Source organism: Roseibium sp., from assembly GCF_048261595.1.
In the GTDB taxonomy this organism is placed as follows: domain Bacteria; phylum Pseudomonadota; class Alphaproteobacteria; order Rhizobiales; family Stappiaceae; genus Roseibium.
On the sequence record NZ_JBLXFW010000004.1, the window covers coordinates 121,829 to 136,942 of the forward strand.

Sequence of the window (15,114 nt, forward strand, 5' to 3'; positions counted from 1 at the left end):
TAACTTATTCGTTCAACGTGTGCGCCGAGCGGCCGATCTTCGCTACTATCGATACGGTCGCCTGCCAGCAAGATCCATGCTGGCTCTCATTATCCAGCACTAGCGAACCGCTAGTTCGCGTACTTCCGGGGACCCCTTGTTGGTCGCTTTGCTCATCATGCTCCATCCTACTCAGGATCTGGAGCCCCCGCCAAACCCGGAGCGGTTTAAGCAAATTTGCACGGTCAGAGGACTATACGGCACAGACGTCATTTAAATATCAATGCCTTATGCATACGCCTTTCAGACCCGGAAATTTCTCACTTGTTCACAAGTAACACTCGGGTAGTAATAGCCTGTTGCGTTTCACTACATATACGTCATGCCCTGTGTTTCGGATATTCATCTCCCGCTAGCCAAAGCCCGCGTGCATGAGGTCTGCGGGGCAAGTTCTATGACATTTGCCGCAATCGCCGCGGCCTCAGCTAGGCGTGTGCTATGGGTCCGAGAGGTTTGGCAAACAGAGATGGTCAATCCGGTCGGCCTGTCTGCCTTTCTGGATCCGGCGTGTCTGTTGTTGGTGCAAACTAGAAACCAAACCGAAACGCTGTCGGTTTCGGAAGAAGCGCTCAAAGCTGGGGCAGTTCCACTTGTTATCTTTGAGATATCTCGCCCGCTTGACTTACGCGAAGGCCGCCGCTTGCAACTGACTGCAAGGGCGGGCAGTACGACTGGCCTGGGTCTGATCCCCGAAGGTCAGGGCAACAATGCAGCGGAAACCCGCTGGCATTGTGCGCCGGTTTTCGACGTGAACGACTCGACTCTGATGCGCTGGGAGATTATTAAGAACAAAACGGGAACATTGGGAGCTTGGCATGTTCGATGGAATGCAGAGACGCATCACCTCGATGTGGTTTCCCCGGCTTGCAAGCGACCGGGTTCTGCGGACACACCCGATTGACGGCCCCTTTGCGCTTACGCTCAAGCAGGCGAATACAGAGCGGATATTTTGTCTGAACCACGAGGCAGAGCGTGAGGGCTTGCAAAGGGGCATCACCCTTTCCGATGCACGCGCCTTTTATCCTGAGCTGCGAAGTTGCCCTGCAAACCGAGTTGAGGACGAACGGTTTTTGCATGTGCTGCGCCGTTGGGCCACGCGTTATTGCCCGTGGGTGGGCATCGAAGGTGATGACGGCTTAGTATTGGACATCACCGGCTCGGCGCATCTTTTCGGAGGAGAGACATTGATGCTGGCCGATATGCGCCAGCGGCTGAAACGCGCCGGACTGACGGTCCGGATCGGGCTGGGTGATACACGCGGGGCGGCATGGGCACTGGCTCATTATGACGAAGGCCTGGCAGAGCCAGGGAAGATGTTTGAGGCATTGGCCGATCTGCCTGTTGCTGCTTTACGAATGGACGAGAAAGCGGTCGCGGGGTTGCAACGTCTGGGGCTGCGCAAGATCCGTGATCTGGAGGGCATGCCACGCGCGTCGCTGACGCGCCGTTTCGGCCCGCATCTTCTGCTGCGCCTGGACCAGGCGCTTGGCCGCCAGCCGGAGCAAATCTCACCCCTGGCTGAGCCACCCCATTACGGGGTACGCATGACATTGCCTGAACCGATTGGCCTCTTTGACGATGTGATGGCTGGACTTTCCCGCCTGCTTGATCCGCTGTGCGCCAAGCTCAAGGCGCAGGAGACCGGGGCGCGGGTACTGTGCCTGACTCTGAGCCGGGTCGACAAAGCCGCGCAGATGGTCGAGCTGCGTCTGGCGCATCCTCTACGCGATACGATGCGCATCCTGTCACTTTTTGAACGGGGCGTGGGTGAGGTCGATGCAGGGTATGGTATCGACCATATGCGGCTTGAGGCGACAGCGGTTGAACCGCTACCTGTGCAGCAGGTGAGCTACGTCTCCTCTGGTCCCGAGGGCACCTTGGACGATCTTATCACGCGGATTGGCACCCGAATCGGACTAGACAATATTCAGCGTTTTCTGCCTGCGGACAGCCATATCCCCGAGCGTAGCTTTATCACCGCCGCTGCCGCTTATTCCCGGCCAGAAAGCCTATCGGCCGGCGCCCGTCCACGCCCTTTGAAGCTGTTCCCCCCCGAGCCCATCTCCGCTACCGGTACACGCCCCCCCCGACAGTTTAGTTGGAGGCGCATGCCGCTGACCACAGAAAGGGCGACAGGCCCGGAGCGGATCGCTCCGGAATGGTGGCTTGATGATGAAAACTGGCACAGCGGCGTCCGGGACTACTGGCATGTGCAAACGAGGCAAGGGCGGCGGCTCTGGCTGTTTTACACCCCACAAAATCCCGGCTGGTTCGTGCAGGGAGAGTTCGCATGAGCTACGCGGAACTTTGTGTAACCTCCAATTTCACTTTTCTGACCGGCGCCTCCCATCCCGAGGAGTTAGTTGTGAGGGCCATGGAACTCGGCCTGTCTGCCATTGCCATCACTGATCACAACTCATTGGCAGGGGTCGTTCGAGCCTATCGGGCGCTGGCGGAGTTGAGGCGGGCTGACGAAGAAACCATTAGCATCCGGTCGCACCACCGCATCGACCAATGCTCTCGTCAGGAGGTGGGGCACCCCAGCCGGATCGAGCGGCCAGCAGCAACACAATTCCCGAAGTTGATCGTTGGCTGTCGACTAGTGTTGCGGGACAGTCCGGTCGACTGGATCGCCTTACCGCCTGACAGAGCGGCCTATCAACGGTTAACCCGGCTTCTGACCTTGGGCAAACGGCGGGCCCCAAAAGGTGAATGCCATCTTGATCTGACCGACTTACAAGATGGGTGCGCCGGTACGATCCTAATTGCCCTGCCAAAAGGCGAACTGGAAGCCGCGCAGCCACATATCCAAGAGATGCAATACCATTTCCCCGGCCATGTCTTTCTGGGTGCCGCCCCTCGCTATGACGGTTCCGATCAGGCCTATCTGAACGCCTGCGCGCAGCTGGCACTGACATGCGCAACTCCTATGGTAGCGGTCGGCGATGTGCTGATGCACTGTGCCGCGCGCCGCCAACTGGTCGATGTGCTGACCTGTATGCGCGAGCATATCACCATTGACCAGATTGGCACCCGCGCCCTGCCCAATGCTGAGCGCCGCCTAAAGGGTCGTGCGGATATGGAGCGGGTCTTTCACGATCATCCCGCAGCTTTACGCCGCACCTTGGAGATCGCCACACGCTGCGCCTTTGATCTGAGCGAGTTGCGCTATGAATACCCGGACGAGATTGCACAGGGTGAAACGCCGCAAGCGCGGCTGGTACGACTGGTGCAGGAAGGGCTGGTGCGACGTTATCCAGATGGAGCACCCCAGCGTGTTTACGATCTGATGGATAAGGAATTGAAATTAGTCGCCGAGCTGGGTTTTCCAGCTTATTTTCTCACCGTTTACGACATCGTTCAATTCGCTCGCTTGCAGGGTATTCTGTGTCAGGGGCGAGGTTCTGCGGCCAATTCGATCCTGTGTTACCTATTGGGGATCACCGATGTCTCACCCGATCTGATCGCCATGGTGTTTGAACGTTTCATCTCGAAACACCGTAGCGAGCCGCCCGATATCGATGTCGATTTCGAACATGAGCGGCGCGAAGAAGTCATCCAGTGGATTTACGAAAAATACGGCCGCCACCGGGCCGGGCTATGCGCCACAGTAATCCATTTTCGCTCGCGCGCAGCAATCCGCGAGGTGGGCAAGGTCATGGGATTGTCGCAGGACGTTACAGCAGGTCTGTCCGGCCAAATCTGGGGTCAATCCAATGACGGGGCCGACCCTGATAGGATCAGGCAGCTGGGTCTCGACCCGGCTAACCGCCGTCTGGCTCAGACCATTCGTTTGATTGGAGAGATTATCGGCTTTCCCCGTCACCTGTCCCAGCATGTAGGAGGGTTCGTCATCACCAAGGGGCGTTTGGACGAACTCTGCCCCATCGAAAATGCGTCAATGGAGAACCGAACACTCATCGAATGGGACAAGGACGATATTGATACGCTGGGTATTCTCAAGGTCGATATACTGGGTTTGGGTATGCTGTCCTGTATCCGAAAAGCCTTCGACTTGATGCACGATCATATGCGCTATGACCTCAGCATCGACAGTGTCCCCCAAGAAGACGAGGCGACATATGACATGCTCTGCCGGGCCGATGCCGTGGGAGTGTTTCAGGTTGAAAGCCGCGCGCAGATGAGTTTCCTGCCACGAATGCAGCCGCGGACTTTTTATGATCTGGTAATAGAGGTAGCCATTGTCCGGCCCGGCCCGATTCAGGGCGACATGGTGCAACCATACCTCAGACGGCGGCAAGAACTGGAAAAGGTTGAACCTTTCGGTCCGGAACTGGAAGCCGTCACGAAACGAACACTCGGTGTGCCGTTGTTCCAAGAGCAAGCCTTGCAAATCGCCGTGGTTGGCGCGGGCTATGATGCAGCGGAGGCCGATCATCTGCGCCGCTCCTTGGCTTCATTCCGCCGCATGGGCACGATTGGGATGCATCGGGAGAAGTTCATTAATGGAATGCTAGCGAACGGCTACAGCCAAGAGGTTGCAGAACGCTGTTTTGGCCAGATCGAGGGTTTTGCAGACTATGGCTTTCCTGAAAGCCATGCGGCTGCCTTTGCCATGCTCGCCTATGTGTCGGCCTGGCTGAAATGCCATCACCCCGCGATTTTTGCATGCGCCTTGCTGAACTCCCAACCGATGGGATTCTATGCTCCCGCTCAGATCGTGCGTGATGCCCGCGACCATCAGGTCGAAGTTCGCCCCATCTGCGTCAATATCAGCCACTGGGATAACACGCTGGAACGCCGCTCCGATGGGGCACTGGCCCTACGACTGGGCTTCCGACAAATCAGGGGCTTTCGTCAGGAAGATGCCGGTTGGATAGTAGCAGCCCGCGGCAACGGTTATCGTGACCCCCAAACTGTTTGGCGTCGGGCCGGCGTGGCACCTGCAGTGCTGGAACGGCTGGCGGAGGCAGACGCCTTTACGGATATGGGCCTGACCCGCCGCGATGCACTTTGGCAGGTGCGGACGATGCGGGATCGGAGCCCCCTGCCGCTATTCAACGATCCGATTAACGGTGAAAATATTCATGAACCTCCAACCCTGTTACCACCAATGCACCTAGGCGAGGAAGTGATCGAGGATTACGTGTCTACGCGCTTGTCTCTACGGGCCCATCCAATGGAGTTGCTACGCTCATCAATACCGGGTCTCATTACACATGACGCGCTGCAAAAGGTTCAACTGGGTCGCTATTCCGTCTGTGGCCTTGTCATCACCCGCCAACGCCCAGGGACCGCGTCAGGTGTAATTTTTCTAACACTGGAGGATGAAACGGGCGTGTCTAATGTAGTGATCTGGCCAAAGGTCTATGAGCGGTTTCGCCAGATCGTCATGAGTGGCCGACTATTGCGCGTAACGGGCTATCTGCAACGTGAAGGTATCGTCGTGCACCTCATCGCACAGCAGATCGAAGACCTTTCATTCCGCCTGCCCGATCTCGCTCGCCCAATGGACAGCGCGATCAGCCGAGCCTCGACCAAAAGCAATACCGCTCCACACCCGCGGCAACAACCTCGTGCGATGCATCCAAGAGATCAGGCAAATCAACTATTTCCCAGCCGCGATTTTCATTAAGGCTTTCGACGGGCATAGCCTTCCAACCTTATCTTGGAACATTTTGCACGGTAAACGCCGGTGTTTCCTCAAACACCTTTGGGAACTTGGTCCCTGCAAGGGATAATAGGAGAGCGAAGCAATCCCTGACTGAGTTTGACTTCGCACGAAAGACGCCTCCGCCTCTTGCACGGTGAGACGGAGGCCTATTCGTCGTCGTGACCTAAAGCCTTTCCTCGCGAAACGCTCGATCGAAGGACTTCATCAGCGGATCCAAGAAATACCGCATCGGTGTGTGGCTCCCAGTCTGAATAAAGATTTGAGCAGGCATGCCAGGTACGAGCTCCAGATCGCCATTCGATTCGTTGATGTCTTCAGACGTTACACGCACACGAACCGTGTAAAAAAGCTCGCCTGTCTTGTCATCGGTCTCGGCGTCAGCTCCAACCTGAAAGACCTCACCGGTCAATGGTTTCATGTGGCGGCCCATGAACGACGTAAGTTGTACCTTTGCCGTCATCCCAATGATAACATTGTCGATGTCGGAGGTCCCCAGACGGGTATCCAGGATAAGTTCTTCTTTTTCGGGAACAATGGTCACAATAGGCTCGCCCGGCCTGACGACGCCCCCAACGGTCTTATAGTTGACCTTCAACACACGCCCTTCGACTGGGGATACAATGTCCGTCCGCTTCAAGATGTCGGTGGTCGCCGATATGGCTTCTTCGGATTGAGCGATTTCGGCGTTGATCTCCGATAGCTCCTTGGCTGTTTTTTCCTGCTCTTCGCTCAGGGAAGTCAGTTCAGCAATCTTGATCTCTTCGATTTTTTGTCTGGCTCTGGCGATTGTCGAACCGATTGCATTTTGCTCAGACCATAATTCCGCGCGCTTCCGCTCAAGGGCGAGCAATTCCGGTTCGCGGATGAGGCCCTTCTTTCGGAGTTCTCGTTTGTTTGCAAGTTCCTGGTCGAGTAGCTTGATCTGCTGGCCGATCCCCCCGACCTGCGCCTTGAGACTATCGATTTCCGATTCTACCTGCCGCGTCTGCACATGATATGTCGATCGCTGATTAGCCAGCAATTCGCGCCGGACCTTGAACTTGAGCATCTCGTTAGAGACAAACTGTCTGTAGCTGCGATCACTTGCCATGTCCTCGGAAATGGCAACTTCGAAAGACTCGTCGCCCCTTTCTTGTGCCAGCAACCGGTCACGGGTCACGACGAAGCGCTGATACTTGCGATAGGTCGAAAGATAGTTCGCCATTGCGAGCGCCTTATCAAGCACCAGCAGGACATCTCCCTTGTGAACGAGATCACCTTCCTTGATGTTCAGCTGCCGGACAATGCCTCCTTCAAGATGCTGAATGATCCGTAGACTGCCGTCCGGACTTACCTTCCCTGAAGCAATCGCTGCGGAAGAGAGTTCAGCATTGGACGCCCAGTATCCGGTGCCGAAGAAGCAGACCGCAACCACCGTAAAGCCAAGAAACCAGTGCCGACGGATCGAGCGCCGAAGCGACGAGCCTGGATTATCCCCTCTATTCATCGACTTTCTCCCCCGGCTTCAGAAACGGAAGATGATGGCTGCCGCTTCGACTGCATTTCTCCAATTTTCTGTAGTATGTCGCTGACAGGTCGGATTGCATTTTTCATGAACTCCTCGCCGGTCTGCGTCTTTTGAATGGCTCCTTCGGAAAGAGTTATTATGAGGTCAACTTTGGAAAGCGCGGATGGCCTATGGCTCACGATGATCACGGTGCAACCCAGATCTCGAAGAACAACCAGGCACTCCTGCAGGGAAGCCTCGCCTTCGGCATCCAGATTGGCATTCGGCTCGTCCAGAATGATCAGCCGCGGCAATCCATAGATTGCCCGAGCCAGGCCAACCCGCTGTGCCTGACCTCCCGACAACCGCAAGCCCCCCGGACCAATCAGTGTTTCATAGCCGTTTGGCAAGCCATTGATCATGTCATGGCAGCCGGCGAGTTGGGCCGCAGCGATGACCTTGTCATCGTCCGGCAATCCCATTCTTGCGATGTTTTCCTTCACCGTTCCGTGCAGAAGTTCTACAGACTGCGCGAGATAGCCTACGCTTTGACCGAGCTGCTGGAGCTCCCAGTTACGCATTGCGACACCATCCAGCCGCACCGATCCTGAACTCGGATCCATAGCTCCTATAAGCAATTTGCATAGCGTACTTTTGCCGGACCCGGAGGGACCAACAATCGCGTTCAGCGTTGCAGGCTGAATGTCGACGGTAACGTTCCGTAGCAAAGGCTTCTCATGATTGGGCACCAGAAGGTTCACACTTCGCAATTGAAGACGTCCCGAGGGCTCTGGCTGTTTGGTCTTCTCGAAAAGGAGGGGCGCCTTCAAAAAGAGGTTGGTCAGGCGGCCGTGCGCGTGGACAGCCCCCACAAGACCCCGCCATGCACCAATGGCCTGTTCCGCAGGGGCAAGCGCGCGCCCCATGATAATCGACGCTGCAATCATGCCACCTGGGGTAATTTCCCCCTGCGTGGCATAGAAAGCCCCCAATCCCAGCACACCGATTTGTGCGGCAAACCTCACAAACTTACTTAGTGCGGTCGTCTTGGCCGAAAACGAAGCGACGCCGTAGGTTGAATCTGCAACAATCTCATTGTCCGCTCTGAACCGGGCCATGACACCGGGTATCATGCCCATGCTGTAGACGCTCTCCGAATGCTGCGACGCAATATCGATAGTCTGCTGCGCTCGAACCCGTGCTGCTGCTGCACCTTCCATTCTGCGCCGAGTCACGACGTCATTTATTCCGGCGATGACAAGAAGCATTACGCCGGCGGCGACTGCAATAACCCCCAACGCCGGATGAATGAGTACGATCGCCCCAATAAAGAAGGGAACCCATGGACCATCAAAGAACGGAAGCACTGCGGAGCTACCGACAAATTGCCGGATGGTGCCCAGATCATTCATTGCATGGGAATAGGAATTCCCTGTCGACCGCGCTGTCTGGATGATTGCGTGAAGCAGATCTGCATGGACCGTTTCATCCCACCATTTCGCGATAGTCGCCAGAATGGAACCGCGTATCGCGTCCAGAACGCCAATCACAGCAAGAAAAAAAATTACCAATACCGTCAAAAAAACCAGGGTCTCCAGGTGGCCGCTCTGCATCACCCGATCGAAAATCTGTTGCATGTACAGTGGCGAAATCAATGTGCCCAGATTGACGAAAATCGAGAAGAAGCCGACGGCAAAAAAACCTGCCCAAGAAGAGCGGTAGACCTTGAGAGCTGGATAGAAGCTCTCCGCAACGCTGCGCACAGCCATTTTTACTCTCCAAAATAATAGAAAAAACATGACTGGGGAGGGCTCGGAAGCCCTCCCCGATAATAGAAGCCGGGTCAGATAAGTGTCGGCCCGTCACCATTCGTATCGAACGTCGGAACGAGCATGTCCGGCATGTCGCCAGCACCAGGCGACGTAGTCCAATCATCCCCACCGAACGTGTTGGTCTCATCCGGATCGACGCTTAGTTCGATGTCGAATTCAGCGGTGTCGGAGACTGCTCCGTTGACATCCCTTACCGTCATCGAGCCCGAGAGTTCAGCCGTTTCACCCTGGTCCATCACTTGAGCCATGATGCGTTCCAGATTGCGGGTGAATGTAAAGCTTCCGTCTCCCGTACCAATATCAAGGAGACCTGCAGCCTCGAGATCGGCAATATCAAGCGTCACTTCATGCCCAGCAATCGAGAGACTGAGAGTCCCCGCGATGTCATTGATCTGAAGCGTCTCGGTTTCACCATCATCGACATCATTCGCACCGAGAAGGTCAAACAGATTGAAGCTGCTCTCGGCAGGGTCGCTGTTGCTGTGAACGACCGTGAATGAACCAGTGTAGTCAGAGACTGTCGGGGCATCATTTGTGCCATTGATGGTGATGGTGACATCGACAGTCGCCGATCCCCCGTGGTTGTCCGACACGGTGATCGTGTAGAGTTCCTCAACTACATCGCCAACATTCAGCGCCTGAACGCTTGGAGAGGCCTGGTCGATCTCGTAAGTCCATTCTCCGGTATCTTCATCAATGCTGAACGTCCCGAGGGCCCCGACCAAATCAGATGCGGAATAAGTGAGGACATCTCGGACATCGATGTCCTCGCCCGTAACGGATCCGGAAGCCGCGACGTCGCCTGCCTCACCGACACCAGCCTCGGTGACCGAATAATCACCGCCCGGGTCAATTGAAAGGGTCGGTTGATCGTTGGTGCCAGTCACCAGGATAACAACTTCCCGGGTGTCTACGGCGCCACTGTCATCGGTCACGGTCAGAAGATACTTGGCTTCAACCTGTTCGCCCTCCGCAAGGAAGTCCAGTGCCGTTGCTGCGATCGCAAAGGTCCAGGTCGCTGTACCTGTGTTGGTATTGCCGACCCCCTGTTGAACCGTAAGTGCATTTTCAAACGCACTTTTCTGGGCCGGGGTAAGAGTAAACCCGCCACCGACCGGTTCGACTGCACAATACTCAGCGGTTACAACCGGGGTATCGGACAGATCAAGATCTGCGAACGAAACGATGCCCGTGTCCATGAGTGTTGCGGGCGAGTTTTCTTCCGTAACGGCACCGTCAAAATCACCCGACGAGAACATCGGACCATCGTTGCTGCCGGTAATCGTGATGGTAATCTGGGTCGTATCGGAACCCGGCGGGAGGCTGCGATCGTCGCTGACCGTAACCTCGTAGGTCAGGGTCAACGTTTCGCCGGCGCCCAACCAATCAAGGTCTGCAGTTTCACCATAGCTGTATGTGAAAGTGACGTCGTGCCCGGTGTTCGGAACATCGAACACATTGTCCTGCGGATTTGAGGAGCCGAAATCGAAATTGGCGCCGTCAAGCAGGCTCGATAGATCGACTGTAGCCGGAAGGGAACCGCCGGAATAGCTGGCCGTGCCGTCAGCAACCTGAACAAAGAGAGTGTCGCCAAGATCCGGATCAACGACGACGATGTTCCCCTCGAAAGTCCCTATCGCCTGATTGGCGGCATCTTCGTCTTCGAGAACCGTCCAATCGAGGTTGCTTTCCGAAACCTGGATCTCCGGCTGATCATTGGTACCAATGATCGTCACCGTGACGGGCCGGTCCACGAAGGAGTTTGCGTCGTTAACGTCCTGCACGCGAAGCGTGTAGTTGACCGTAAGGACGTCACCCTCCGCAAGGAAGTCGATCGCCTTGTCCTGTACCTGGTAGGAGTAATTGACCCTTCCCTGTTCGTCCGACCAATCGAAAGACCACCAAAGGATGTTGGTATCAATTGCCGTCAATGAAGCATAGATTGCGTCCGGAATGTCGATTACCTCACCAGCTCCCGAAGCGAGCGAGAACGTCGGCTGGCTGATCTGAACCTCAAAGTTGGCCGGGTTGACGACTGTGTCCGGATCATTGATCTCGAACACGCCTGCGCGAACATGGTTGAAAGAACTGCCCTCTGTTCCGGGAAGTTCGATGATCGGCAGGAAGTTGAAGGAAATGTCTGTTCCGATCGTTGGGGCATCGTTGGTGCCTGTGATCGTGACCGTTACATCCTGTTCGACGACGCCACCGTTGCCATCATCGACAACGACGGTGAAGACCGCTTCCACCTGCTCTCCCTCGGCGAGGAAGTCCAGATACTGCTCCGCAATGCTGTAAGACCAGTTTACGGTGCCATCATTCGTGTTGCCTGCGTCCTCGGTGATACCGAACCCAGAGGCGAAGTGAGCAATTTGGCCTGCGGTTAGGTTTACTCCGTCGAGCCCCGCAACACTCTTCACGGCGAAGGAGGCCGTCGGGGTGTCGGACAGATCCAGATCAGTAAAATCGATCGACCCGGAATCGGATAGTGTTGCTGGATCACCTTCGATGATCGAGCCGGTCACATTGCCCGCCGAGAGAACCGGAGCATCGTTGGTACCGGTAATGGTGATCGTGATCTGGGTCGTATCGGTGCCTTCAGGGAACCAGTTACGGTCGCTGACTTTCACATCGAAAGTCAAAGTCAGTTCTTCGCCGGCAGCAAGCCAATCCAGATTTGCCGACCCATTGTAAGCGTAGGTGAACTCAACGTTCTGACTTTCGCCCTTGGGAACGGAAAAGACATTGCCCAGTTCCGTCCCACTGGTGAAGTTGAAGTTGCCCATCGAAAGGAGATCTGAGATGTCCACCCCACTTGGCAGAGCGCCTTCTGAATAGCTCGGGGTACCTGTACCGTCGACAGAGATGTAGAGCGTGTCACCCAGATCAGGGTCGTCAACGACGAGGCTACCGGTCAGAAAGCTGATCGCTTGCGGATCTGCATCCAAAAGTTCATCAACCTGGAAGTCGAGAACACTCTCATCGACGAGAATTTCCGGCTGGTCGTTGGTGCCAATGATGGTCACTGTGACCGGGCGATCGACGTAGGAGTTCGAGTCGTTCACATCCTGAACACGGAGTGTGTAATTGACCGTGAGGACGTCCCCTTCTGCGAGGAAATCGAGAGCCTTGTCCTGCACCTGATAGGAGTAATTGACCCGGCCTTGCTCATCGGACCAATCAAAAGACCACCACAGGATGTTGGTATCAATTGCCGTCAATGAAGCATAGACATTGCCAGGGATCTCAAGGATGTCGCCCGCTTCGGAAGCCAGTGACACAGACGGTCCGCTAATCTGGATTTCGAAATTGTCGGGGTTAACGACAGTGTCGGGGTCGTTGATTTCGAAGACACCCGAACGGACATGATTGAACGAGCTGTCCTCGGTTCCTGGCAGTTCGAAAATCGGCAAGAAGTTCAATGAAATATCGTTGCCGATTGTCGGGGTGTCATTGGACCCTGTCACTGTGACAGTAAACTCCGCCTTGTCCCCGCCGACGACCTGATAAATGAATGTATCGGTCCCGATCTCACCGTCTGCAAGACGGTCCGCTTCATCGTTGAAGATGTAGCTGGCCTCACCCGTTTCAACGTTGAGAACCAGAGTGCCGTATTCCCCATGCACCTGAAGGAAGCCGTTCGTATCAACCGACGTGTCAACCTGGGTTTCCGCGCCGCCTGCTCCCTTCAAAGCAAGACTGGTAATAACCTGTCCCGACGTCGAACCGATCTCGTCGTCATTGCCTAGAACGTTGAAGTTCGTTGCACCTGGAACGAAGTCATCGTCGTCGGTGGTTTCGGTGATCGCAATCTCATCGTTGTGTGCAACGAGCGCACCCTCGGTGACGCTGAAGAGCTCGATGTCACCGACCTCGCTTCCCTCGCCGAACTGGACCAACTCGATATTGTAGAGAGTTGTTGTACCCGTAGCATTCGTGATGCTGACGGAACCATCGCCATTGGTGACGATGTCGTAATCTTCGGCCTTGCCGGTGAACTGGGCAACGTCCTTGTTGCCTCCGCGACCATCGATGATGTCGCTGCCGCCGTTGCCGAAAAAGATGTTGTTGAGTCCATTGCCCAGCAGCACATCGTTGTTCACCGTGCCGATAGCGTTTTCAATGGATGAAAGCAGGTCGATGTCGCCGCCCATGCTGATGGCGATCCCGCTGCGCAGGTCGATGAAGATGCCGCTACCCGTGCCATTCAGGTAGGAATAGTCGATCGTGTCGACATCATCACTTCCAAGCAGGATATCGATTCCGCCATAGCCGACCAGGAGATCATCACCGCTGCGGGCCAAAATCAGATCAAGACCTTCAGTTCCAAGGAGAGGAACATCGGGACCTGTTGTTCCGTCGACAAAATTTATGCTCGAAACATCGGGAGACGGGTCGTCACCTTCGGGTTCGATGTAGGTGCCGATCACATCAACATCAGACACCGAGGACGTATTCCCCTTGATTTCAGCTACTTTTGCGCGAATGGAGTTAAAAAACTCCTCAAGATTAATATTATTAGGCATTTTTAATATCCTCATTAATTACTAACGACTACCCTGTCGAATAATCGAAAATGAAAGAAAGGGTGGAAATTACCCCTGATAAAATGCACTATAAGCTTAAGCGATGAGCGTCAGCATCGAACATTCCCCAAATGGGGGGATACGGCGCTCGGACCGTAAAAACTTACGATCCATCAGAGATTATTTAGCTTGGGCAGAAGTCCAGTTCTTCTGAATTTAAATTTTATATCAAACACTTAACCAAAATCACTGCGCATAATTTAACCACAGCCGGGTATTAACCATTCGTTAAAAAATATGGAGTGAAGCGCGCTTTTGACTGTCTAGCAGTGATCGCACGGTGACACCGCGATCGAAAAATTTTTTCCGGGCAGGAATTTATTTATGTAGTTTGTGGGGCTTAATATGAAGGACTCAAATAATACTATTAACCATCTAATATCATCCATCTATGACGGAGTAGAAGATCCAGCAAATTTCGAGTCGGCTTTAAAAGAAATATCCATGCAATTAAAAATTGCGAAGGCTCACATATTTTTGAAGAATAACTCAAATAGACTATCCGGATTAAGTTTTTGCGCCAATATTGATGGAGACTTTATTCGAGAGTACCATGACTTATACTATCCGACAGACTATCGGATGCAATTTATAAAAAAATCGGAATTCAGTAAGGCAATTCTTGATGACGAATTCAATTCAGAGATCGAGCTGAAAACAAACCCAATTCATAATATTCTACATGTCAAATATGATATAAATAAAATAATGGGATCCAACATTGGATCAAAATATAAAACTGGATGGTTCGGGGTAAGTACTCTTAGACGAGGAGGTGAATTCTCTGCAGAGACCGCAAGAGAATTTGAAGCAATCGCCATTCACGTTCGCAAGGCCTTGCACCTGAGACTGCTAAGCGAAGAGGTTTCAGAAAAGGCTATAGCTCACGAATCCGCCAATGATACCCAAACCCATGGCATCGCCGTCACAATTGATGACACTACCGAGTATGCGAATTCTGTCGCAAAGGAAATCTTGAAGTCAGGTTTTCTAAGAATGCAGGACGGAAAGCTACTGTGCTCAGAGATCGCAGGGCAGCGAATAATTGATGGCGCCTACCGCCAACTTCAAGCAGGCATCTCACCGGTGATCCGCCTTTCGGACAGCACAAATGGAATGGGCTATGCGGTACAAATGTTCAATCCGCTTCCGCGCTTTGTAAAGGGTCGCCTTGAGCGTGCCCGCAGAGTTACATACAAAATCATGGTATTCTCCGAGGCTCTTGAGATATCTACAAAGACTCTGGAGCGATTAGGCTCGCTATTCAATCTCAGTCAGAGTGAAAGTGGCGTAATTTCCGCAGTCATTAACCTCCAATCTCTTGGTGAATACGCAAAGCAGAAAGGCGTACGAGAAGATACCGTGCGCAAGCAGCTAAAATCCTCAATGTCAAAACTTGGCGTCAATTCACAGAAGCAAATCATTCAAATCTATGAAAGGTTCCGTTTCTTCGAATAAGGCCGCTGACCTCCCAGGAACCAGCCACCAAGCTAAGACCTGGAGGACTTGGCATCTTTTGCAAAGCACCACATGGGG

General features: G+C 54.1%; 7 protein-coding genes. 4 read left to right on the forward strand and 3 right to left on the reverse strand.

Translation table 11 applies throughout. The annotated features are described in order from the left end of the window. The first annotated feature begins 505 nt into the window (after positions 1–505). Genes ACN0SY_RS14155 through ACN0SY_RS14165 form a run of 3 tightly spaced genes read left to right on the forward strand, consistent with a single transcriptional unit; the run spans position 506 to position 5,635 of the window. Positions 506–940, forward strand: a complete 435-nt coding sequence (locus tag ACN0SY_RS14155; protein ID WP_417688152.1) for an ImuA family protein — start codon at positions 506–508, stop codon at positions 938–940. Beyond that, positions 855–2,333, forward strand: a complete 1,479-nt coding sequence (locus tag ACN0SY_RS14160) for a Y-family DNA polymerase (protein ID WP_417688154.1) — start codon at positions 855–857, stop codon at positions 2,331–2,333. The genes ACN0SY_RS14155 and ACN0SY_RS14160 overlap by 86 nt, the downstream gene beginning before the upstream one ends. Next, positions 2,330–5,635 (forward strand): error-prone DNA polymerase, encoded by a 3,306-nt coding sequence (locus ACN0SY_RS14165; protein WP_417688156.1) that lies wholly within the window; start codon positions 2,330–2,332, stop codon positions 5,633–5,635. Before ACN0SY_RS14160 ends, ACN0SY_RS14165 begins: the two co-directional genes overlap by 4 nt. A gap of 202 nt (positions 5,636–5,837) precedes the next feature. Here the strand turns inward: ACN0SY_RS14165 and ACN0SY_RS14170 are convergent, their stop codons facing one another. From ACN0SY_RS14170 to ACN0SY_RS14180, 3 genes are all read right to left on the reverse strand, one after another. After that, positions 5,838–7,160: an HlyD family type I secretion periplasmic adaptor subunit gene (locus ACN0SY_RS14170; RefSeq protein ID WP_417688158.1), complete on the reverse strand. Its 1,323-nt coding sequence runs from the start codon at positions 7,158–7,160 to the stop codon at positions 5,838–5,840. Beyond that, positions 7,157–8,929: a type I secretion system permease/ATPase gene (locus ACN0SY_RS14175; protein ID WP_417688160.1), complete on the reverse strand. Its 1,773-nt coding sequence runs from the start codon at positions 8,927–8,929 to the stop codon at positions 7,157–7,159. Before ACN0SY_RS14175 ends, ACN0SY_RS14170 begins: the two co-directional genes overlap by 4 nt. Before the next feature lie 74 nt (positions 8,930–9,003). Next, positions 9,004–13,437, reverse strand: a complete 4,434-nt coding sequence (locus ACN0SY_RS14180) for a VCBS domain-containing protein (RefSeq protein ID WP_417688162.1) — start codon at positions 13,435–13,437, stop codon at positions 9,004–9,006. A gap of 486 nt (positions 13,438–13,923) precedes the next feature. Between ACN0SY_RS14180 and ACN0SY_RS14185 the strand changes: the two genes are divergently transcribed. After that, the gene (locus ACN0SY_RS14185; protein ID WP_417688164.1) at positions 13,924–15,036 is read left to right on the forward strand and encodes a helix-turn-helix transcriptional regulator; all 1,113 of its coding nucleotides are present in this window, start codon (positions 13,924–13,926) and stop codon (positions 15,034–15,036) included. The last annotated feature ends 78 nt before the right edge of the window (positions 15,037–15,114 follow it).

Excerpts from the sequence above, each read along its gene's own strand:
- ACN0SY_RS14155 (WP_417688152.1), top strand. The coding sequence starts at position 506 with ATGGTCAATCCGGTCGGCCTGTCTGCCTTTCTGGATCCGGCGTGTCTG.
- ACN0SY_RS14160 (WP_417688154.1), top strand. The coding sequence starts at position 855 with ATGTTCGATGGAATGCAGAGACGCATCACCTCGATGTGGTTTCCCCGG.
- ACN0SY_RS14165 (WP_417688156.1), top strand. The coding sequence starts at position 2,330 with ATGAGCTACGCGGAACTTTGTGTAACCTCCAATTTCACTTTTCTGACC.
- ACN0SY_RS14170 (WP_417688158.1), bottom strand. The coding sequence starts at position 7,160 with ATGAATAGAGGGGATAATCCAGGCTCGTCGCTTCGGCGCTCGATCCGT.
- ACN0SY_RS14175 (WP_417688160.1), bottom strand. The coding sequence starts at position 8,929 with ATGGCTGTGCGCAGCGTTGCGGAGAGCTTCTATCCAGCTCTCAAGGTC.
- ACN0SY_RS14185 (WP_417688164.1), top strand. The coding sequence starts at position 13,924 with ATGAAGGACTCAAATAATACTATTAACCATCTAATATCATCCATCTAT.